The 19,472-nt window shown below is 57.1% G+C and carries 21 protein-coding genes; 12 read left to right on the top strand and 9 right to left on the bottom strand.

Features of this window, described 5'->3' with window-relative positions; genetic code table 11:
* The 12 genes from IT585_07290 to IT585_07235 all read left to right on the top strand — a co-directional run.
* Window positions 1-642, top strand: a 642-nt coding sequence (locus IT585_07290; GenBank protein MCC6963040.1) for an NADP-dependent malic enzyme, incomplete at its 5' end; no start/stop codon positions are given.
* Window positions 643-723: 81 nt separating this feature from the next.
* The gene (locus IT585_07285) at window positions 724-1,914 is read left to right on the top strand and encodes an ATP-binding protein (GenBank protein ID MCC6963039.1); all 1,191 of its coding nucleotides are present in this window, start codon (window positions 724-726) and stop codon (window positions 1,912-1,914) included.
* Window positions 1,911-2,576 carry a response regulator transcription factor gene (locus IT585_07280; protein MCC6963038.1) on the top strand — a complete coding sequence of 222 codons (666 nt, stop codon included), beginning with the start codon at window positions 1,911-1,913 and terminating at the stop codon, window positions 2,574-2,576. The genes IT585_07285 and IT585_07280 overlap by 4 nt, the downstream gene beginning before the upstream one ends.
* A gap of 65 nt (window positions 2,577-2,641) precedes the next feature.
* Window positions 2,642-3,628, top strand: a complete 987-nt coding sequence (locus tag IT585_07275; GenBank protein ID MCC6963037.1) for an SDR family NAD(P)-dependent oxidoreductase — start codon at window positions 2,642-2,644, stop codon at window positions 3,626-3,628.
* A 75-nt stretch (window positions 3,629-3,703) separates the two neighbouring features.
* Window positions 3,704-4,654 carry an SDR family oxidoreductase gene (locus IT585_07270; GenBank protein ID MCC6963036.1) on the top strand — a complete coding sequence of 317 codons (951 nt, stop codon included), beginning with the start codon at window positions 3,704-3,706 and terminating at the stop codon, window positions 4,652-4,654.
* Complete coding sequence (locus IT585_07265; GenBank protein MCC6963035.1) at window positions 4,647-5,531, top strand: exosortase/archaeosortase family protein; 885 nt, start codon at window positions 4,647-4,649, stop codon at window positions 5,529-5,531. The genes IT585_07270 and IT585_07265 overlap by 8 nt, the downstream gene beginning before the upstream one ends.
* Window positions 5,528-6,166: an EpsI family protein gene (locus IT585_07260; protein MCC6963034.1), complete on the top strand. Its 639-nt coding sequence runs from the start codon at window positions 5,528-5,530 to the stop codon at window positions 6,164-6,166. Before IT585_07265 ends, IT585_07260 begins: the two co-directional genes overlap by 4 nt.
* Window positions 6,117-7,115: a decaprenyl-phosphate phosphoribosyltransferase gene (locus tag IT585_07255; protein ID MCC6963033.1), complete on the top strand. Its 999-nt coding sequence runs from the start codon at window positions 6,117-6,119 to the stop codon at window positions 7,113-7,115. The genes IT585_07260 and IT585_07255 overlap by 50 nt, the downstream gene beginning before the upstream one ends.
* A gap of 31 nt (window positions 7,116-7,146) precedes the next feature.
* Window positions 7,147-8,052 carry a hypothetical protein gene (locus IT585_07250; protein ID MCC6963032.1) on the top strand — a complete coding sequence of 302 codons (906 nt, stop codon included), beginning with the start codon at window positions 7,147-7,149 and terminating at the stop codon, window positions 8,050-8,052.
* Between the two features lie 189 nt (window positions 8,053-8,241).
* Complete coding sequence (locus IT585_07245) at window positions 8,242-9,456, top strand: hypothetical protein (protein MCC6963031.1); 1,215 nt, start codon at window positions 8,242-8,244, stop codon at window positions 9,454-9,456.
* A gap of 48 nt (window positions 9,457-9,504) precedes the next feature.
* The gene (locus IT585_07240) at window positions 9,505-10,491 is read left to right on the top strand and encodes an HD domain-containing protein (protein MCC6963030.1); all 987 of its coding nucleotides are present in this window, start codon (window positions 9,505-9,507) and stop codon (window positions 10,489-10,491) included.
* Window positions 10,492-10,576: 85 nt separating this feature from the next.
* Window positions 10,577-11,062 (top strand): hypothetical protein, encoded by a 486-nt coding sequence (locus IT585_07235; GenBank protein ID MCC6963029.1) that lies wholly within the window; start codon window positions 10,577-10,579, stop codon window positions 11,060-11,062.
* 52 nt (window positions 11,063-11,114) lie between these two features.
* Here IT585_07235 and IT585_07230 read toward each other — a convergent pair whose 3' ends face one another.
* The 9 genes from IT585_07230 to IT585_07190 form a co-directional block, all read right to left on the bottom strand.
* Window positions 11,115-12,119 (bottom strand): MoxR family ATPase, encoded by a 1,005-nt coding sequence (locus tag IT585_07230; GenBank protein ID MCC6963028.1) that lies wholly within the window; start codon window positions 12,117-12,119, stop codon window positions 11,115-11,117.
* Window positions 12,120-12,265: 146 nt separating this feature from the next.
* Window positions 12,266-12,970, bottom strand: a complete 705-nt coding sequence (locus IT585_07225; GenBank protein ID MCC6963027.1) for a hypothetical protein — start codon at window positions 12,968-12,970, stop codon at window positions 12,266-12,268.
* Between the two features lie 168 nt (window positions 12,971-13,138).
* Window positions 13,139-13,558, bottom strand: a complete 420-nt coding sequence (locus IT585_07220; GenBank protein ID MCC6963026.1) for a polymer-forming cytoskeletal protein — start codon at window positions 13,556-13,558, stop codon at window positions 13,139-13,141.
* Window positions 13,539-14,336 carry a M23 family metallopeptidase gene (locus IT585_07215; protein MCC6963025.1) on the bottom strand — a complete coding sequence of 266 codons (798 nt, stop codon included), beginning with the start codon at window positions 14,334-14,336 and terminating at the stop codon, window positions 13,539-13,541. Before IT585_07215 ends, IT585_07220 begins: the two co-directional genes overlap by 20 nt.
* Window positions 14,337-15,218 carry a ParB/RepB/Spo0J family partition protein gene (locus IT585_07210; GenBank protein ID MCC6963024.1) on the bottom strand — a complete coding sequence of 294 codons (882 nt, stop codon included), beginning with the start codon at window positions 15,216-15,218 and terminating at the stop codon, window positions 14,337-14,339.
* Window positions 15,215-15,976: a ParA family protein gene (locus tag IT585_07205; protein MCC6963023.1), complete on the bottom strand. Its 762-nt coding sequence runs from the start codon at window positions 15,974-15,976 to the stop codon at window positions 15,215-15,217. Before IT585_07205 ends, IT585_07210 begins: the two co-directional genes overlap by 4 nt.
* 111 nt (window positions 15,977-16,087) lie before the next feature.
* The gene (gene rsmG, locus IT585_07200; GenBank protein MCC6963022.1) at window positions 16,088-16,753 is read right to left on the bottom strand and encodes a 16S rRNA (guanine(527)-N(7))-methyltransferase RsmG; all 666 of its coding nucleotides are present in this window, start codon (window positions 16,751-16,753) and stop codon (window positions 16,088-16,090) included.
* Window positions 16,750-18,609, bottom strand: a complete 1,860-nt coding sequence (gene mnmG / locus IT585_07195; protein ID MCC6963021.1) for a tRNA uridine-5-carboxymethylaminomethyl(34) synthesis enzyme MnmG — start codon at window positions 18,607-18,609, stop codon at window positions 16,750-16,752. Before mnmG ends, rsmG begins: the two co-directional genes overlap by 4 nt.
* 126 nt (window positions 18,610-18,735) lie before the next feature.
* A partial coding sequence (locus IT585_07190; GenBank protein ID MCC6963020.1) for a GTP-binding protein occupies window positions 18,736-19,472 on the bottom strand: 737 nt, incomplete at its 5' end.

Raw genomic sequence — 19,472 nt, 5'->3', positions numbered from 1 at the left:
CAGCACTACCCGGAGACGATTCGGCCGGCGCTGGAAATCATCGGCAAGCGGGAGGATCTGACCGTCGTCAGCGGCATGTTCGTCCTGATCATCAAGAACAAACTCTACTTCTTCGGCGATACGACCGTCAATATCGACCCGACGCCGGAACAACTGGTTGAGATTACGATGATGTGCGCCGAGGCCGCGCGCCGCTTCGGCATCGAACCGCGCTGTGCCCTGCTGTCGTTCTCGAACTTCGGCTCGGTGAAACATCCGCTGGTTTCGAAAGTCCAGAAAGCGGTCGAAATCCTGCACCGCGAACATCCGGATCTGGTGGTCGACGGCGACATGCAGGCCGACACCGCGACCGACGTTGAGATCCTGCGTCCGCACTTCCCGTTTAGCCGGCTGCAGGATCAGGCGAATGTCCTGATCTTCCCGGAACTGGCCGCAGGGAATATCGCGTACAAGCTGATGGTTAAGCTCGGCGGCGCCGAGCCCATCGGCCCGATTTTGATGGGAACGAAGAAGCCGGTGCATGTGCTGCATCGCTCCAACGACGTCGACCAGATCGTCGTGATGGCGGCGCTGGCGACGGTTGAAGCCGGGCGGATGACGGTCGAACTGCCGGCCGCCAATGCTACCGCTTCCGTCAAGTAGGCGCTTGGCCCCGGCCTGAGCCGGTTTTTCGCTTTCAATTTAGGGGCACAGTGCGCTGTGCCCCTATTCTTGTGTTTGACTATGCACGATTTCGTATCGCGACTGCGGCAACATCTCGATGAGCGCATCAAGGAACTGGACGCGCTCCACCGCACTGCGCGACTGCTGCAGGACGACATCGGTCCGATCCCCGAGTTGCTCGCCGAACTGGTGAACCTCTTGCCGTCGGCATGGCAGTATCCCGAAATCACCTCGGCGCGCATTACCTTCGGCGACATCGAAGTCCGCACTGCGGATTTCCAGACCGGTCCGTGGATGCAGCAGGCACAGTTCGTGACGCGCAACGGTATTCGCGGCCTGATCGAAGTCTACTATCGTGATGCCCGCCCCACCGCCGCCGAAGGTCCGTTCTTGGCGGAGGAACGCGAGTTGATCGGCTCGCTGGCCGAGATGCTGCGGATGTATCTGCAGCACCGGCAGGCGCGCGAGGAAATCCGCCGCGCCCATGACGAACTTGAACGGTTGGTGCAGGAGCGCACGGCCGAACTGCGGGCTACCAACGTTGCGTTGCAAGATCAAATCGAGGAATTTCGTAAGGCCCAGGAGAAGATTGACGCCTATCAGCGCCAACTGCGCAAACTTGCCTCCGACCTGTCGCTGACCGAGGCCCGCGAGCGACGTGCAATTGCTTCCGACCTCCATGATCACATCGGCCAGACTCTCGCCATCATCAAGATGAAGATCGCCGGCCTGCGCCAGTACAGCGACACCAGTCAGCGCGATGCCCGCGCCGCCGAGATCCTTGACCTGCTCGACCAGACGATTCAATACACGCGCTCGCTGACTTTTGCCATTAGCCCGCCGGTGTTGTATGAACTGGGCCTGGCAGCGTCGCTGGAATGGCTGGGCGAGCAGTTCACCAAGCGGCATAATCTGCCGGTGGTCGTCCACGCCGACAGCTACGACAAACGCCTGAACGACGAAGTAGAAATTGTTATTTTCAAGGCCGTGCAGGAGCTCCTGACCAACGCCCTCAAGCACGCCGAAGCCACCGGCGTCGAAATCAACGTCGTGCGCAGCAACGGCAAGCTGCAGGTCTTCGTGATCGACGACGGTCGCGGGTTCGACACGGAGCGCTTGGCGCGCGCCGATACCCCGGGCGGATTCGGGCTCTTCAGCATCCGCGAGCGGCTGATGCACCTCGGCGGGGCATTGGAAATCAACTCGTCCCGCGACGGCACGGCGGTCTGTTTGACGGTGCCAACTTTATGAAGCCGCAGGCAACGCAGATCCGGATCGTCCTCGCCGATGACCACAAACTCGTCCGCGACGGCCTGCGGTCGATGTTGGAAGCGCAGCCGAACCTGGCAGTCGTCGGCGAGGCCGGCGACGGACAAAGCGCGGTCAAACTGGCCAAGGAACTACAGCCGCATATTATCTTGATGGACATTTCTATGCCCGATCTCAACGGCATCGAGGCCGCCCGCCGGATCGCGACTGAATCGCCGCAGGTGCAGGTGATTATTCTGTCGATGCATACTGACCGCCGCTATATCATCGAAGCGCTCAAAGCGGGGGCGCGCGGCTACTTGCTCAAGGATTCCGCCCTGGAGGAAGTCGTCAACGCTATCAGTGAGTGCCGCGCCGGCAAGGTGTACCTCAGCACCAAGATCTCCGACTTCGTGATCAACGACTATATCAACCTCGCCAAGACTGGTGAGTCTTCCGCATTCTCCATCCTCAGTGCCCGCGAGCGCGAAGTGTTGCAGATGCTGGCCGAGGGCAAGACGACCAAAGAGATTGCCGGCCAGTTGGTGGTCTCGGTCAAGACCATCGAGACTTACCGCAAGCAGATCATGGACAAGCTTGATCTGCACTCAATCGCAGAATTGACGAAGTATGCCATTCGCGAGGGTCTGACCCAGCTGAATTAAGGCCCCCCGTTTTCGCGCCTCAAGAATCGCTGTTGAAGCGCCAAAAGTTCCGATATAATAGTTGTATGTCAGGCCATCGTCTGGTCTTGGTCACTGGAGCCGCCGGTTTCATCGGCAGCCACCTGGTCGAAGCTCTGTGTGCGCGCGGTGATCGCGTGCGCGCCTTTATTCGCTATACCTCCCGCAACGATCGCGGCTGGTTGGAGGCACTGCCCCAGTCTCTGAACGCTCAGGTGGAGATCATTGCCGGTGACCTCAAGGATGCTGACGCGGTCCGGGGCGCCGTCAAAGGCTGCGAGGCGGTGTTTCATCTTGGAGCACTAATCGGGATTCCCTATTCATACATCCATCCGCGCCACTACGTCGAAACCAATATTGTCGGTACGACCAATGTGCTGACTGCGGCGCTCGACCATCAGGTGCGGCGGGTGGTGACATTGTCAACCTCGGAGGTTTACGGCACGGCGCAATATGTCCCGATCGATGAGCGGCATCCCCACGTCGGGCAGTCGCCGTATTCGGCCTCGAAGATTGCCGCCGACGCGCTCGCCGAGTCGTTTCATCGCAGTTTCGGCCTGCCGGTGACGATCATCCGGCCGTTCAATACATATGGCCCGAGGCAGTCGCTGCGCGCGATCATACCGACGATTATTGAACAGTTACAGGCGGGTTCGGAGGTTGCGCTCGGGGCTACGGCGCCGACACGAGATTTCACCTATGTTACCGACACCGTGGCCGGAATCATCCGCGCGGCGGAGGTCGACGCCGCCGTCGGCAAGTCGATCAATCTTGGCTCGGGTACCGAAATCGCGATCGGTGAATTGGCGGAGCGGATCGCACAACTGCTGCAGAAACCGTTGCGGCTCAAGTCCGAAGCGGCGCGGCTGCGTCCGGCGGAGTCGGAAGTCGAACGCTTGCTGGCCAACAATGCGCTGGCGCGACAGGTGTTATCGTGGGAACCCGTCGTCGATCTCGACGACGGCCTCGCCCGCACCATCGCGTGGTTCAAGGAAAATCCGGCGGCACGACGTGCACACGAGTATATTGTGTAGTCTGATGGCGCTCCCCAGTCGCCGTCTTCAACCGTCGATAGCTGTCACGACGAGACAGAGAGAGGACAAATAGTTATGCGATACCTGGTTACCGGCGGCGCCGGCTTCATCGGTTCCAACCTCGTCAAGGGTCTGCTTCAGCGCGGCGAACACGTGCGCGTCCTCGACAATTTCTCAACGGGCCGTCGCCAAAACTTGGCCGGGATCGAGTCGGAGATCGAGCTGATTGAGGGCGATATCTGTGATTTCTGGACAGCGCTGGACGCCTGTCGCGATATCGACTTCGTCCTGCACCAGGCGGCGTTGCCGTCGGTGAACCGCTCGGTCGAGAATCCCCTCACCGCCAATCACGCCAATATCAACGGCACGCTGACGATGCTCGAATGCGCGCGCCGCAATAACGTCAAGAAGTTCTTCTTCGCATCGTCCTCTTCCGTTTACGGCGACACGCCGACCCTGCCCAAGCGCGAGGACATGCTGCCCTCACCCTTGTCGCCATATGCTGTTAACAAGATTACGGGTGAGTACTACTGCCGCATCTATTCGACCCTGTACCACCTGCCCTGTATCGCTTTCCGCTACTTCAATGTTTTCGGCCCGAATCAGGACCCGCAAAGCCACTATGCGGCGGTGATTCCCAAGTTCATCACGGCGCTGCTCAACGACGAGCAGCCGACGATTTTCGGCGACGGCTACCAGTCGCGGGATTTTACTTACGTCGACAACGTCGTCAGCGCGATCACCACCGTCTGTAACATGGATACGGTCACCCCCGGCGAGTACAACCTGGCTTGCGGCGATCAAATCACCCTGCGCGACCTGGTCAAATATCTCAACGAAATCATCGGCAAGAAAATCGAACCGCGCTTCGACGAACCGCGCCCCGGCGACATCAAGCATTCGTTCGCCGATGTGTCGCTGGTACAAAAAACCTTCGGGATTAAGCCGGCGATTGGCTTCCGCGAGGGTCTCGAAAAAGCGGTCGCATTTTACCGTCGGGAAGCTTTAGTTCAGAGTCGTGCCTAACTCCTCCGCCTCCCATATCGACAACAAGCCGGCTCCGGCCTGGTGGCAAATCGGACTGATTGCTCTGGTCATCGTGTTGATGTACCTGCCGGTGTTGTCGAATCTCGCTCGCGACTGGTACACCGATGACAACTATTCACACGGCTTTCTGATCTTGCCGATCAGCTTCTGGCTGGTCTGGCGCAAACGCGAGACGCTCCGGTCGATTCCGCTGGAAAGCAGCAAATGGGGTCTCGTCGCGATCATCGGCGCACTCTTGATGTATCTGCTTGGTACCGCCGGCATGGAGTATTTCACCGTGCGCGTCTCCTTCGTGCTGCTGCTCTTCGGGATTACGCTCTATCTGGCCGGTGCCAGACTCGTGCGCGAAATCTGGTTCGCGTTCTTCTTCTTGCTCTTTATGATCCCGGTTCCATACGTGATCTACTACAGCGCCACGTTCCCACTACAGTTAATTGGCTCCAAAGTTGCTGCCGGCGTGCTGGGGGTCATTGGGATTCCGCATTTGCGTCAGGGCAATGTCATTCATCTGCCCGACAACTATTCGCTCGAGGTCGCCGAGGCGTGCTCCGGTTTGCGTTCGCTGGTGACCTTGCTTGCGCTCGGGGCACTGCTGGCCTATCTGACCCAGAACAAGCTCTGGAAAGCGCTGCTGCTATTCGCCGCCACGGTGCCGATTGCGATCGCCGCCAATATCTTCCGCATCTGCGTCACGGCCATCGGCGCGTACGGTATCTCGCGCGAGGTTGCCGAGGGCACGATCCATGAGTTGTCGGGTACGATCGTGTTCATGTTCTCACTGATCTGCCTGCTGATTCTCAGCAGCCTGCTCCGCACCGGTGAGTCGAAGGACGCGCCGCCCGGAGGCGGATCATGAAGAAGTTCTGGATCATCCTGGTGCTGCTGATTCCGTTCGGAGCGATGGCCACCGTTCTGCGCTATCTGGTCGTGGAACCGGAACGGCCGTCGCAGCTGGCCGCGATTCCACTGCAGATCGGCGAATGGGAGGGCGCCGACTTTCCGATCAGCGAAGCCACGGCCGCGGTCCTGCAAGCGACCGAGATCCTGCTGCGCTCCTATGCCGATTCCTCCGGGACATCCGTCGGCGTCTATGTCGGCTACTTCCGTGACCAGAAATATGGATCGCAAATCCACTCGCCGCGCCATTGCTTGCCCGGCGGCGGGTGGGTACTGACCGACATTCAGCACGTGCCGTTTCGCTTCGGCGAAAAGCAGGTCGAGGTTAATCGTATGACCATCACCCGCCGCGCGCGCACCGACCAGATGTTTTACTGGTTTCACACCCGCTCCGGCGATCTGACCAGCGAGTATGCTTTGAAGTTCGATCTGGTGCGCAATTCGCTGTTGTTATCCCCGACCGATGCCGTTATTATCCGACTAACGGTCGGCCAGCAGGGTCGTACGCCCGAGGAGTGCCAGCGCATCTCGGAACGCTTTATGGATGCGTTCCTGCCCGCCTTGCGACAGTCCCTGCCGTTCAGGTCGCTTTAGCCGACCGCCGCGCGTCGCGTACCGGCGCCGCCATCACAGTTGCACCGTCGTCAGGGAGGAGTCGTTTCTGCGCGCTATAGTTGTTTTGCTTCGCCCCGAGCAATGGGTTAAGAATCTCATCATCTTTGGCGCCCTGATCTTTGCGCGCGAATTTACCCAGGTCGACAAGATCCTGGCGGCGCTGCTGACCTTCGGCGTCTTCTGTGTGCTCTCCTCCGCAGTCTATGTTATCAACGATATCCACGACCGCGAATCGGATCGCATGCACCCACTCAAGAAGAATCGCCCGATTGCCTCCGGCGCAGTCGGGGTGGGCAGCGCCCGGGCTCTGGCAATCATCCTGATCCTGCTTGGGTTGCTGGCCACGATTTTCCTGCCGCGTCCGGTGACTTACATCGCCTGTCTTTTTGTGGCTTTCAATATTCTCTACACGGCGTTGCTCAAGCATATCGTCATTATTGATGTCATGGCGATCGCCGCGTCATTCGTGATCCGCGCCGCCGCCGGTTCGTATGCAATCGCAGTCCCGACTTCCCCCTGGCTGATTGCCTGCACCTTCTTGCTGGCGCTGTTTATCGGTTTCGGCAAGCGTCGCCACGAACTGGTGACACTCAAAGACGATGCCGTCAGCCACCGGGTTACACTGAAAAAATACTCCCCCTATTTTCTCGATCAGTTAATCAGCGTCGTCACCGCCTCGACCGTGGTCGCATACACGTTCTACACTCTTTCCCCGGAAATTCAGGAGAAACTGGGTGTAGAACACCTGGAGTTGACGATCCCGTTCGTGCTTTACGGGATCTTTCGCTACCTGTACCTGATCCACCAGGAGGAACGCGGCGGGTCACCGGCCAGTGTCTTGCTGTCGGACATCCCGATTCTGGTCAATGTCGTGTTGTGGTTTCTGTCGGTGATGGCGATATTCATGTTTTCGGCGGGCAACCATTAGCCGTTCGACCGGTTGAATTGTTGGAGGTTCTATGAGTTTGATTCTAAAAAACTGTACTGCGATAGTCCTTGTTTCGGGGTTGGTGCTGTTCGGCTGTTCCGGAGGTTCTACTCCGGAGAATCCCCCTGATTCACTGCGCTCCCTGCTTCCGGGAAAAACCGCGCTTCCCGGTCTTGAACTCAAGGACACCCTGAAAATTTATGAACGCAATACCGTCTGGGACCACCTCAGCTCGATGGCCGAAGTCTACCTGAACAATGGACTCGACAAACTGGCCAGCGGCACATATGCTTCCGGCGCCAACCAACTGCGAATCGATCTAATGACCTTCCGGACGCCGCTGGATGCCTTCACCATGTTCGCTTATCATCGCGTGCCGCCGACCCGGCATGTCGACGTTGGTCAGGTTGGCTATCTCTTGGCCGATACGCTTGGCTTCATCAAGGGGAGTTACGTCGGCCGGCTGATTCGCAGTGGTTCAGTGAGCGACGATGTGGTAATCGAAGCGGCACAGATGATAGCGGAGAAGATCAGCGATACCACCTCGTTGCCTGCGGAATTTGCGGAATTTCCTTCTGCTGATCGCCTACCCTTTACCGAATCGCATTGGATTCGCGATCAGGAACAGCGGGAGGAGCCGTTTGATTTCTTTGGCGCGCAATATGTTATTGCGGGTGACACCATGACCCTGCATCTTCGCTTCAACTCGGTCATTGGCCTTCCGACTGCGACTGAAGCTTTCATTGGTGATCAGGGCAAAGTTGAAGAGTGGTTGATGTTGCCGGGTAAGCAAGGGCTATTCGGCAATCACCCCAACTGGGGCAATATCTACTGCACGGCTGACGCGGGAACCTTGGTGGTAGTCACCGGTTATTCCGACCGCAAGTCGGCGCAGACGCTGGCCGACAGATTCATTGCGGGCGTCAGATCCAACTGATCGGCGCTCGCCGGTTCAAGTTCTTTCTACTTCTCGGTTTCGCTACCCGTCGGGTCTGCAGATTTGATCTGCGGCCAGCGCACGGAAATCAACTGCTCGTCTCGCGGTTTGGTGCAAAGTGTTTGCATATTCTGTGGATTTGGTTAGATTGCTCGTGACCCTACTGGCCGAGTGGGAGATTGTACTGCTTTGATTCGTGTCCTGCTCTTGATAGCATCGGCGGTAGTGTTGCTTTTCCCGCCATCGTTTGGCCGCGTTCTGAATGTCCCCGGCTCATATACGACTATTCAAGGTGCCATTACTGCGGCAACTAGCGGTGACACGGTTCTCGTCGCCCTGGGTACTTATCGTGAGAACATCAGCTTTCGTGGCAAGAACATCACGGTCGCTTCTCATTATCTGCTCAATCCCGATCTCTCAATAATCCAGCAGACGATTATCGACGGTTCCTCCCCTGCAAATGCCGACACCGGCTCGGTGGTGCGATTCGTAACTCGTGTTGACTCGACCGCCACTTTGTGCGGCTTCACTTTGATCAACGGCATCGGTACGTTGGTGCCGGGATCGTTTGCCGGCGGTGGAATTCTTGTGCTGAACGCCTCGGCGCCGCGAATCCGCTTCAACATCATTCGCGGCAACAACGCGATTCAGGGCGCCGGCATCGCCGTGCGCAATTCCGCGCCGCTGATCGAGCACAACGCCATCGTCGACAATACGGCCGGCGACGGCGGCGGCCTATATCTGGACGGTGCCGCGGTCACGATCAATCACAATGTCATCGCCAACAATGACGCCGAATTCAACGGCGGCGCCATGTACATCAAAAGTTCGCTGGTAAACTTCGCCAACAACATCGTGTCAGGCAATGCGGCTCCCTCCTGCGGCGGTCTCCATTGCAACGGCGGAATTTGGACGATTGAGAACAACGATTTCTATCTGAATCAGGCGGCCAACTTCGTCAATTGCGGTGGTCCCGAACTGGGCAATTTTGCCGGCGCGAAGAACTTCAATTTGGATTCCGCCGACATCTATGAGAACATCGCCAAGGATCCACAGTTCGTTAACGCGATGGGCTTCGACTACCGCCTGCTCTGCACGTCGCGGATGATTGATGCCGGCGCGGCTACGCCCAGCACTTATCCACAGGGCGGCGCGCGCGAGGATGTCGGTATGTTTGAATACCCTTACCGCGTCGGTGACCTCAACGATGACAACAAGATCAACCTGGCCGACGCTACCCGGCTGATCAACACCATCTTCCTCGGAGCGCCGGTCGATTGCCCCGTTTTCGCCGGTGACTGCGACTGCAATCGCCGCATCAATATCACCGATATCGTCGCATTGATCAACTACTGGGTCGGATACGCCCAAACTGCCTGCCTCTACACTCCGATTGCGCCGTAGTCGCGCGTTGGCCTTGACATTCACACTCCGATTCCAAACATTACCCACATGCAAATCAATCTGCGCGACGCCAAAACCGGGGATGCCATTTTCGGATTCTATGCACTCGCCAAGTGCGAATTGATCCCGTTTACCGGTGGTGTGCGCCTGCAACTGGAGTTCGCCGATGCCTCCGGCAAGTTGGCCGGCATTATGTGGGGCGATGAGGCCGAAGCCACCTATCCGCAGATCCGCGATGCCGGCGTAGTAAAGGTCAAAGGGCTGGTCAGTTCCTACAAGGGGCAACAACAGCTTAACGTCGAGAAGATACGCGCGGCCAAGCCGGAGGAGTACGATGTCACTGAACTGCTTCCGGCCAGCGACTACTCGCCGGAGGAACTTGAGGCCGGTGTCGAAGCTGTCATCGAGCTGGTCGACGACGAAGCACTGCGCCAGGTTCTGGTTGAAGTCCTGTACGACGAACAAGTTAAGCCGCGCTACTTTGCGTCACCGGCAGGAACACGCTGGCATCACGGCTACCTGCGCGGTTTGGCCGAGCACTCGCTGTCGATGGCGCGCGCTGCGGTCAAGCTTTGTGAACATTACGATTACCTCGATCGTTCACTGCTGATCGCCGGAGCGCTGCTGCATGATGTCGGCAAAATCAGCGAACTCGAGTTTGAGTCAACCTTCGAGTACTCCACCGAGGGGCGGCTCTTCGGCCACATGGTGATCGGTTATGAGATGGTCCGCGCGACGATTGTCCGCCTCGGGCTACAGGACGATGTAAACGTCAAGAAGCTGCTGCACATGATTCTCTCGCACCAGGGCAAGAAGGAATATTCCGCGCCGGTCGAGCCGGCGTTTGAAGAGGCATTTGTGCTGTACTTCATTGACGAGATGGATTCCAAGCTCAACGCCATCAGTCGCATCCGCCGCAAGCCCGAAAACTCCGGCCAGGCCTTCTCCGACTGGGTGCCGCTGTTGGGGACGATGTTGTATCTGGAGCGCAAGCCGGTGAGCGAAGAGGACGACGAGAACTCCGCGAATTCTTGACGGCTGCGAGAGGCCGCATCCGCGCGCACAGCAACCGAATTACTTCTATTGGAACTTCCCCCCACTGCCGATGTTATCATTGTCGATGAAACTGTTCCATGATTTTCGCCCCGATACCCGGCTTTGGGTATATGCGTTCCCGCGCCGTCTTGACCCGGCCGAGTTACAGGTCGTCCGCGACGCGCTGGCAGAGTTTGTTGAGGACTGGAAATCGCATCAGGACGACGTTCGCGGTGCGTTCGGGATCGTCCACGACCAGTTCGTCTTCCTTGCCGGGGAAACGGCGGACGGTGTTTCCGGTTGCTCGATCGATTCGTCTGTCCGCGTGTTCAAAACTCTCAAGACGCAATACCAGCTTGACGCCCTCAACCGCAGCCTGGTGTACTTCCGCGACGGGGATTACATCAAATGTGTTTCACGCCCCGATTTTCAGCGGCTGGTAGACGAAGGCAAGATCAAGAAGGATACGGTGGTCTTCAACAACGCCATCACCAAAGTTGGCGAACTGCAAACCGGATTCTGGGAAATCCCCTTCGCACAGAGTTGGCATGCCGTGGCCTTTGTGCACTAACGGAAAGCCGTTCAATCTTTGCATTTTGTCGCCACCATGCGGCCGCCTGTGACTACTCTCTAACTTCCGCCAATAGCTTATCAATAATCTGCAACGTGTCGACGCCGTCAGCCTCGGCGTTGAAGGAAGTGACGATGCGATGCCGCAGCACCGGCTTGGCGACTAACTGCACATCCTCAATTGAAGGTGTATACCGGCCGTTCAAGATCGCATTGGTCTTGGCGCCGAGAATCAGATACTGCGACGCCCGTGGACCGGCGCCCCAGGTTACCCAATTGCTGATGTACTCGCGCACCTCGCCGCCGCTCCGGCGCGTGGCGCGCACCAGCTTGATGGCATAATCGATCACGTGATCCGAAACCGGCACTTTGCGCACCAGGTGCTGCAGACTTGAAATCTCCGAACCACTCATCACCTTACTGACCTGCTGGCCCATCACAGCCGTCGTCGACTTGACGATCGCGTGTTCCTCCTCGTACGAGGGATAGTCGACGTGGATGTTGAACATGAAACGGTCAAGCTGGGCTTCCGGCAGCGGATAGGTACCCTCCTGCTCGATCGGATTCTGGGTTGCCAGGACAAAGAACGGCTCATCCAGTTTGAAGGTCTGTCCCGAAGCGGTTACTTCATGTTCCTGCATCGCCTGCAACAGAGCGGCCTGCGTTTTCGGGGGCGTGCGGTTAATTTCATCCGCCAGCACGATATTGGCGAACACCGGCCCTTTGACGAATTTGAATTCGCGCTGACCCGTCGATTTGTTCTCTTCCAGGATTTCCGTGCCGGTAATATCGGAGGGCATCAGATCCGGGGTAAACTGGATTCGCGAGAATTTCAGATCCAGTACGCGTGCCAGCGTCGAAATCAACAGCGTCTTCGCCAGCCCCGGCACGCCGACAAGAAGACAATGGCCGTTGGACAGCAGCGCAATCATCAACTCATCGATGACGCGCTCCTGGCCGATGATAACCTTGCCGACTTCCGCTTTGATCTTGGCCCGCGCTTCTTTCAGCCGGCCGACTGCCTGCAGGTCGGCCGATTCTTTGATCTGATCCGTCATTCACATCCTCCGAAACGATCTGCTGCCACTGCCCCGCATCGTTAAAAACACATCCGCGCTCAGGCGGAATCCGACTCGGCGCAGATACAGTACAAGCGACAAACGCTTATACCGATAAACGCCGCAACCGCCCCAATTGTTTTGCGTTACTGAGGATAATTCGCGGCTTGTTGATTGTCAATCGCCCGGGTCAGGCTGATGCCGTCGCGTGCAAATTCCAGTGTGTAGAGCAGATTGCCCTGTGCCTCGACCGGCTTGGACAGGAGTAACCGGACGGTGCCCGGAAAGGCTCCGCCCACGGACGCCGCCAGCGGCAGGAAACCGGAAGGTCCGCCGTTGAGTTCGTGGTTGGGAATCCGCGTCAAGCTGGCCACCGTGTCGTCGGATCCGTTGACATAATAGATGCCGTTGATCCGATAGCAGTCTTTCAGTCCCAACACCTGGCAGACCTTCTTCCATTGAATCACTTCTACGCCAAGCGCCAGCGAGTCGGAAGTAAAGGGAACGCGCTGAATATTGAGTTGATTGTTTTGATCGGTCGTCTGGAGAATCAGACGCGGCTGGCGGTATTCCTCGTAGAGAAAGCTCACCGTCGCCTTGGGAACGTTGTTTTCGAACGGAATGTAACGCCCAACCTGGTTGTAGAACCAGTAACTGCCTTGAGCGAGCACGATCAGAATTACACCGGCGATCGACAATGCCCAAGTCTTGTACGAGCGCTTCGATCGAAAATAGACCGACGTAGTCATGTTGTCTTTGAGACGACGCGCGATCGTCACAAAGACGATCAAGAGGCAGCCGAGCCCACTGAAGAAGAGCACGGTGCTGGCGATCAAAAAGAACGTACCCACGGCCAAATTCCCCGTCAGTTACTAAGCAAACTTAGTTCAAGCCCTTGTGGATAACGCTTAATCGGTACTGTTAACTGTGTCTTGTATGACGTTGTGAATCAACCGACTACGGAAGAATCCACATTGCCCTGTTAGTTATCCACAAAATCTGACCGTGGTGAGGATTCACTACGGCAGCGGCTTCTTTTCCAACATTTTATTATCGGGTCTTTGGTCGAGTTCTTTTAGTCCTTTCATTTGACAAGACCCCTGAAAAATTGCACCTTGTTCGATCACGATGCTTTTAGTCACTAAGTCCCCGATTACCTTGGCCTTAGCCTGCATTTCCGTCTTGTCCGATGAGTGAATATTCCCGATTACGGTGCCGGAAACAACGACGGTCTTGGCATCGATATCCGCCTCAACTTCGCCGGTATTGCCGATCGTGACGGTTTCATCCGAGACGATTTTGCCCTTAACCTTGCCGTCGACGCGTAAGGCGCCCTTGATTTCGAGTGTGCCCGTGAATGTGCTGTCCTTGCCGATAATGGTGCTCAGATTCTCTGGCATCGATTCCTCTCCTATTAGGTTAATTAGTGGTTTTCCCATAATATTTTTCCGGGTCAACGGGTTTGCCGTCAATGCGAACCTCGTAATGGACATGTGGCGCCGTGCTGACGCCGGTATTGCCCGAGAGCGCCAGCGTTTGACCGAAGCTCACCGGTGCGCCGGTTGCGACCAGCAACGTGTCGTTATGTCCATACATGGTTTCGACATTGTTCGCGTGTTTCAGTACTACCATCCAGCCAAAGGTGTCGTCCCAGCCGGCGAAAGCGACTTCGCCGTCAGCGGTCGCCGTCACGCGCGTGCCTTTTTTCACCGCGATATCGACACCCAGGTGCCGCGTCTTGGGATTCTCATCCAGTGGCCGGAACGTACGCGAGAGATAGCCCCGCACCGGCAATCCGGTTGGGGCCGGCTGTAGCGCCCCGGAAACGGGCGCTCCGGCATCTATGTTAAACTCGGTATCCGAGAGGGTTGCGGCCGAATCGCCGACTGCGCTCATGCCGTATTGCGTCAGGTCGACTCCTGCCAATGTTGCCACCTGGTGAAGCATCTCACGGTACGCCTGTAAATTGCTCTCCAGTACGACAACCTTCGAGTTCAGCCGACGCAGTTCTTCATTCTCCTGCAAGAGAAAATCGCGTTCGTTCGCCTGTAACGACAGCCGCGCAAAGTTGAGCGTGCCGAAGATCGAGACCAACACCAGCACCGCCAGCAGGCCAATCGCCAGCTGGTACTTCCAGCGGGCCAGCTTGATTGAAACCGGCGGTCGGCCCGATTCGAAGACCAGCATCAAAGTAATATGGTTATCGGCGGTCGACATTTATAATTCTACTCCCAGAAGCTCCAAAATACGCGTCAAATCGGCGTCGCCGTAGAATTCGATCTGGATCTTCCCGCGCTTGAGGCCGCGCTCGATCTTCACCGCCGTGCCGAGTCTGCGCTTAAGAGCGGTTTCCGCCTGGGCAACCTCGAGTGGCCGCGTCCTCAGCTTCAAACTGCGGCCGCGTTTCTTACGCTTTGCGCCGTAGATAATCTCCTCGATCGCGCGGACGGTCAGATCTTCGGTGATGATCTTACGAGCCAGTTCCAATTGTTCGCGTTCGTTTTCCAGCGCCAGAATCGCCCGCGCATGCCCCTCCTTCAGCTTGCCGGCGACGATCTGCTCCTTGACCTCCTCGGGCAGGTTCAGCAGTCGCAGTGTATTGGCGATCGATGAGCGATCTTTTCCGACCCGCGTCGAGAGTTCCTCCTGCGTCAGATTGAAATCACGAATCAAACGCTGGTAACCATTCGCCAGTTCGAGCGGGTTGAGGTCGTCGCGCTGCAGGTTCTCGACGATCGAAATCTCCAGCATATCGCGATCGGTCAAATCCTCGACCAGGCGCGCCGGAACTTCCGGCAGCCCCAATCGTTCCGCGGCGCGGAACCGCCGCTCGCCCGCAACGATTTGATACCTGCCGTCGATTCTGCGCACCAAGATTGGCTGCAGCACCCCCTTCTGGCGAATCGAGTCCGCCAGTTGCTGCAGCTTCTCTTCCTCGAAATGCTTGCGCGGTTGATTGGGATTGGCCAGAAGCTGATCGAGGCTGATCATCAGCAGGCGCTCTCCAGCATCGACGCTCGGAGTCGAGATTGGTGCCGCTTCAATCGGCGCGGTTGGAATCAGCGCTGCCAGGCCCTTCCCCAGCGCAGATTTTTTCATATCCGTAAGACCTCCTCCGTCAGCGAGATATAGTTCTCCGCGCCAGTCGAGCCGATGTCGTAAAGGATAATCGGCTTGCCATAGGATGGCGCCTCGCCAAGGCGGACATTGCGGTTGATTATCGTAGTGAAGACCTTGTCTCTAAAATGATTGCGGGTCTCGTCGACAACCTGTCGCGCGAGATTCAGTCGGTGGTCGAACATCGTGATCAAGATACCACCAATTGTGAGTTGAGGATTCAAGCTTTGCTGTACAAGCTTGATCGTATCGATTAACTGACTAAGACCTTCCAGGGCATAATACTCCGCCTGGATCGGAATCAGCAGATGATCAGCGGCCACCAGTGCATTCAATGTTAGCAGCCCCAGGGATGGCGGGCAGTCGATCACGATATAGTCGTAGTAATCACGGATCGAAGCGATCTTTTCACGCAGGAAGACCTCGCGGTCGGCACGCTCGACCAGTTCCAGTTCGGCGGCGACGAGATTGATGTTAGCCGGAATGATGTCGAGGTACTTGATGTTCGTTTTCTGCACGACGGCCTCGATCGGCTGCGGGGGATCAGCGAAGAGGTCGTAGACCGAGGAGATGAGTGCGCGTTTATCGATGCCCATGCCGGAAGTCGCATTGCCCTGCGGGTCGAGGTCGATCAGCAGCGTGGATTTCTCGGCGATAGCAATGCAGGCAGAAAGATTGATCGCGGTGGTGGTTTTGCCGACTCCACCTTTCTGATTGACGATAGTAAATACCTTAGCCAGAAATCCCTCCTGCCGAGTACGAATCCGTTCAGTTGTTAATTAATGGCTCTCGGTCAATTGCGCAACAAAAACTTGCACTCTTAATCGGGGAGATGACAAGATCTGCTGCAATTAGTGGCCGTCAATGACGAACGGCCGAACGGACCTGGCCTCGCAGCGGAATAGCAGAAGTGTGGATTGGCCGGTAAGGCCACTGTTATACTCTTGGCGATCGATTAATCTATAGTCCGCCGTCGGCTGTTGATCCGTCGAAGTCTCGTTGGACCCGCGCGGCATAATGAGAATCCCTCCGAATTTCAAGTGTGGTGCCGCCAGATGGCAGATCTCAGAGACACTCCCGAATGCCTTGGCTGTTGCATAGTCGCAAGGCGCGACAGCAGCGGCCTCGATGCGGCCGCAGACGAAGCGGCAATTCGAGAGAGCAAGTTTGATAGCGGCCGTTCGCTGGAATTCTATTTTGCGCCGATTCGAGTCAACGCTACAAAGCGTGAGGTCGGGGCGGGCGATTTTCTGAATCAACCCGGGAATACCGGCTCCAGAGCCGATATCGAGCAAACTGGCATCGGTGTCGAATTTGACCAGGCTGGCGATCACTAGCGAATCGTAGATCAGATTGTTGAGCAGTGCCTGTGAGTCTTGGCGGGAGATCAGGCTGACTTTGGGGTTGACCTGGAGAAGGTAATCAGCAAATGATCTGATTTGCTCATAGGCAGAGTCAGCGCCCCCCGAGTTGACTTCAGCGAGGATCCCTCGGATTGACGGATCAAGGTCAATCACGATGTTTCACGTGAAACATTGGTCTCACGATAACGCCTTAAGTGAATCATTAACACGGTAATATCAGAATAAGTGATACCAGACAAACGAGAGGCCTGGCCAAGGTTCACCGGCCGATATTTCGCCATAACCTGCACCGCTTCTTTCTTCAGCCCGCTGACCTTGGTCACGTCGAATCCGTCGGGAATTCGCTTTGACTCAAGCTCGCGGAAGCGGGCGATTTCGCGGTCCTGCTTTTCAAGGTAGCCCGCGTACTTGATTTCGATTTCGACCTGCTCGGCCAGATCAATTGGCATCGCCGCGCAGATATCATCGAATTTTCCGAAATCTGCATAGGCCAGTTTCGGTCGACGCAGCAGTATCGCCATGTGCTGCTTGTCGCCATTGGCCGATGGATCTACCCAAGCAACTGGGACAAGAGTCCGGTTCAGCCGCTTTTTCTCATCTTCAACAGATTGCCGGCGTTGGAGAAAGCGATCGTATACCTCATCATCGACCAGACCAAACTCGCGTCCGTAACCGATTAGTCGGTCAGCAGCATTGTCCTCTCGGAGTGCCAATCGATACTCGGCTCGGGAGGTGAACATGCGATACGGTTCGGTCGGCGTGCGGGTTACGAGATCGTCGATCATAACTCCGATATACGCCTCCGAACGGTCAAGAATAAACGGTTCCAGATGCATTAGCTTGCGGGCGGCGTTGATTCCGGCAACGAGGCCCTGGGCTCCAGCTTCCTCGTAGCCCGAGGTTCCGTTGATCTGGCCGCAGAAATATAGATTGTTGATGAGGCGCGTTTCGAGCGTCGGCTTGATCTGGTGCGCCGGAAAGAAATCATACTCGATCGCGTAGCCTGGCCGCTTCATGACGACCTGCTCGAGACCGGGAATTGAATGCAGGATTTCCAGTTGGACGTCAGCCGGCAGCGACGTCGACAGCCCGTTGATATAGATCTCGGTGGTATCGAGGCCTTCTGGTTCGATAAAGAGCTGGTGGCGCTCCTTGTCACGGAAGCGATTGATCTTGTCTTCGATCGACGGGCAGTAGCGCGGACCGATTCCCTGAATGTTGCCGGAGAACATGGCCGAGCGGTGGAGGTTGGCCTGGATGATCCGATGCGTCTCAGGCGATGTGTACGTGATGTGGCAGAGTGCGCGGCTAACGACCTGCTGCTTGGTGCGCATGGAGAATGACTTGAAATAGTCATCCCCCGGCTGGGGTTCAAGCCGGCTATAGTCGATAGTCTCGCCTTCAAGGCGCGGTGGAGTGCCGGTCTTGAGACGTCCCGTCTCGAAGCCGAGCTTCTGCAGCGACTCCGAGAGATGGAGCGCTGGCGCTTCGTTGACGCGACCGGCTGGTATCTGCTCCTCGCCGATGTGAATTAAGCCGTTAAGGAATGTACCGGAGGCGAGGATACATGCACTCGCGCGAATTTCGCGGCCGTCGGCAAGCACAACGCGCTCAAAGTCAGAATCTTGCGCCGTGATACCAACCGCCATTCCGGCAATTGCCGTCAGATTCGGTATATCAGATATAACTCTCTGCGCAAATTCACGATAAAGCTTGCGGTCGCACTGCGCACGCGACGACCAGACTGCCGGGCCTTTGCTCTTGTTAAGCGTGCGGAAGTGGATGCCGGTATTATCAGTGATATAGCCCATAATTCCGCCAAGGGCATCGATTTCCCGCACAAGCTGACCTTTACCGGTCCCGCCGATCGCCGGATTACACGACATCTCGCCGATCCTGGCAAGGTCGCCGGAGACGAGGGCGGTCGCTAGACCCATGCGGGCCGTAGCACAAGCGGCTTCAATACCGGCATGACCGCCGCCGATGACGATAACGTCGAAATCAACCATAAGACTCCAAAACATACGCGGGGCGGATAGTGGTTGCAAGGGGGAATTCACGATTCGATCAGGGAATTATCGACCCACGATTGTTCACGGGACGCAACTGCAAAGGGCAGCCGCGGACTGGCTGCGCTACTTGCCGATGCAGAAACGGGAGAAGATTTCCGCGAGGAGGTCTTCGTTAGTGATCCGGCCGAGGATCTCTTCGAGTGCTTCGACAGCCAGTCTCAGGTCGAAAGCGAGCAGTTCGAAACTTTCATCGGCGGCGAGCTTGGCCCGGACGGCACCGAGCGCGGCAACGGCGCTGAGGATGCAGCGCTGATGACGCGGGTTGGTCAAAAGGTTGTTGTCAGTGCCGAGCGGCTGCATGGTGTTGGCGATGTACCGGGAGATGCGCGCCAGAAGCTCATCGATACCGACCAGGTTCCTGGCGGAGACGAGACTGGGAAAGGCGGCCTGGAATTCCGCATCCAAGTTGGCAATCTGCGCCTCCGTCAGCAAGTCAATCTTGTTTAGCACCAGTGCAATCTGCTTGCCGGCGTAGCCGTCCAGAAATTCGCGGATCGCCGCGATCGAGGTTTTGGCGGCGTCGAAGACGGCGATGACGATTTGAGCACCGGCAATCTCGCGGCGGGCGCGTTCGACGCCGATCGACTCGATACGATCATCAGTTTCTCTCATGCCGGCCGTGTCGATGAAGCGCACAATGATACCGTCAAGTTCGATTTTTTCGGCGATGGTGTCGCGGGTGGTGCCGGGAATCTCGGTAACGATGGCGCGTTCCTCGGCGAGGATGGCATTGAAGAGCGACGACTTGCCGGCGTTGGGCGGCCCGACAATCGGTACCTGGATACCGTCGCGCAGAATCT

This window comes from Candidatus Zixiibacteriota bacterium, assembly GCA_020853795.1.
In the GTDB taxonomy this organism is placed as follows: domain Bacteria; phylum Zixibacteria; class MSB-5A5; order CAIYYT01; family CAIYYT01; genus JADJGC01.
Note: the sequence above shows the minus strand (reverse complement) of the source record. Positions and strands in the feature narration are given on the sequence as shown.

Coding starts and splice junctions, on each gene's coding strand:
- IT585_07240 (MCC6963030.1), top strand. CDS start 9,505: ATGCAAATCAATCTGCGCGACGCCAAAACCGGGGATGCCATTTTCGGA.
- IT585_07220 (MCC6963026.1), bottom strand. CDS start 13,558: ATGGGAAAACCACTAATTAACCTAATAGGAGAGGAATCGATGCCAGAG.
- IT585_07235 (MCC6963029.1), top strand. CDS start 10,577: ATGAAACTGTTCCATGATTTTCGCCCCGATACCCGGCTTTGGGTATAT.
- IT585_07270 (MCC6963036.1), top strand. CDS start 3,704: ATGCGATACCTGGTTACCGGCGGCGCCGGCTTCATCGGTTCCAACCTC.
- IT585_07260 (MCC6963034.1), top strand. CDS start 5,528: ATGAAGAAGTTCTGGATCATCCTGGTGCTGCTGATTCCGTTCGGAGCG.
- IT585_07275 (MCC6963037.1), top strand. CDS start 2,642: ATGTCAGGCCATCGTCTGGTCTTGGTCACTGGAGCCGCCGGTTTCATC.
- IT585_07250 (MCC6963032.1), top strand. CDS start 7,147: ATGAGTTTGATTCTAAAAAACTGTACTGCGATAGTCCTTGTTTCGGGG.
- IT585_07255 (MCC6963033.1), top strand. CDS start 6,117: ATGCGTTCCTGCCCGCCTTGCGACAGTCCCTGCCGTTCAGGTCGCTTT.
- IT585_07215 (MCC6963025.1), bottom strand. CDS start 14,336: ATGTCGACCGCCGATAACCATATTACTTTGATGCTGGTCTTCGAATCG.
- mnmG (MCC6963021.1), bottom strand. CDS start 18,609: ATGGTTGATTTCGACGTTATCGTCATCGGCGGCGGTCATGCCGGTATT.
- IT585_07285 (MCC6963039.1), top strand. CDS start 724: ATGCACGATTTCGTATCGCGACTGCGGCAACATCTCGATGAGCGCATC.
- IT585_07210 (MCC6963024.1), bottom strand. CDS start 15,218: ATGAAAAAATCTGCGCTGGGGAAGGGCCTGGCAGCGCTGATTCCAACC.
- IT585_07230 (MCC6963028.1), bottom strand. CDS start 12,119: ATGACGGATCAGATCAAAGAATCGGCCGACCTGCAGGCAGTCGGCCGG.
- IT585_07280 (MCC6963038.1), top strand. CDS start 1,911: ATGAAGCCGCAGGCAACGCAGATCCGGATCGTCCTCGCCGATGACCAC.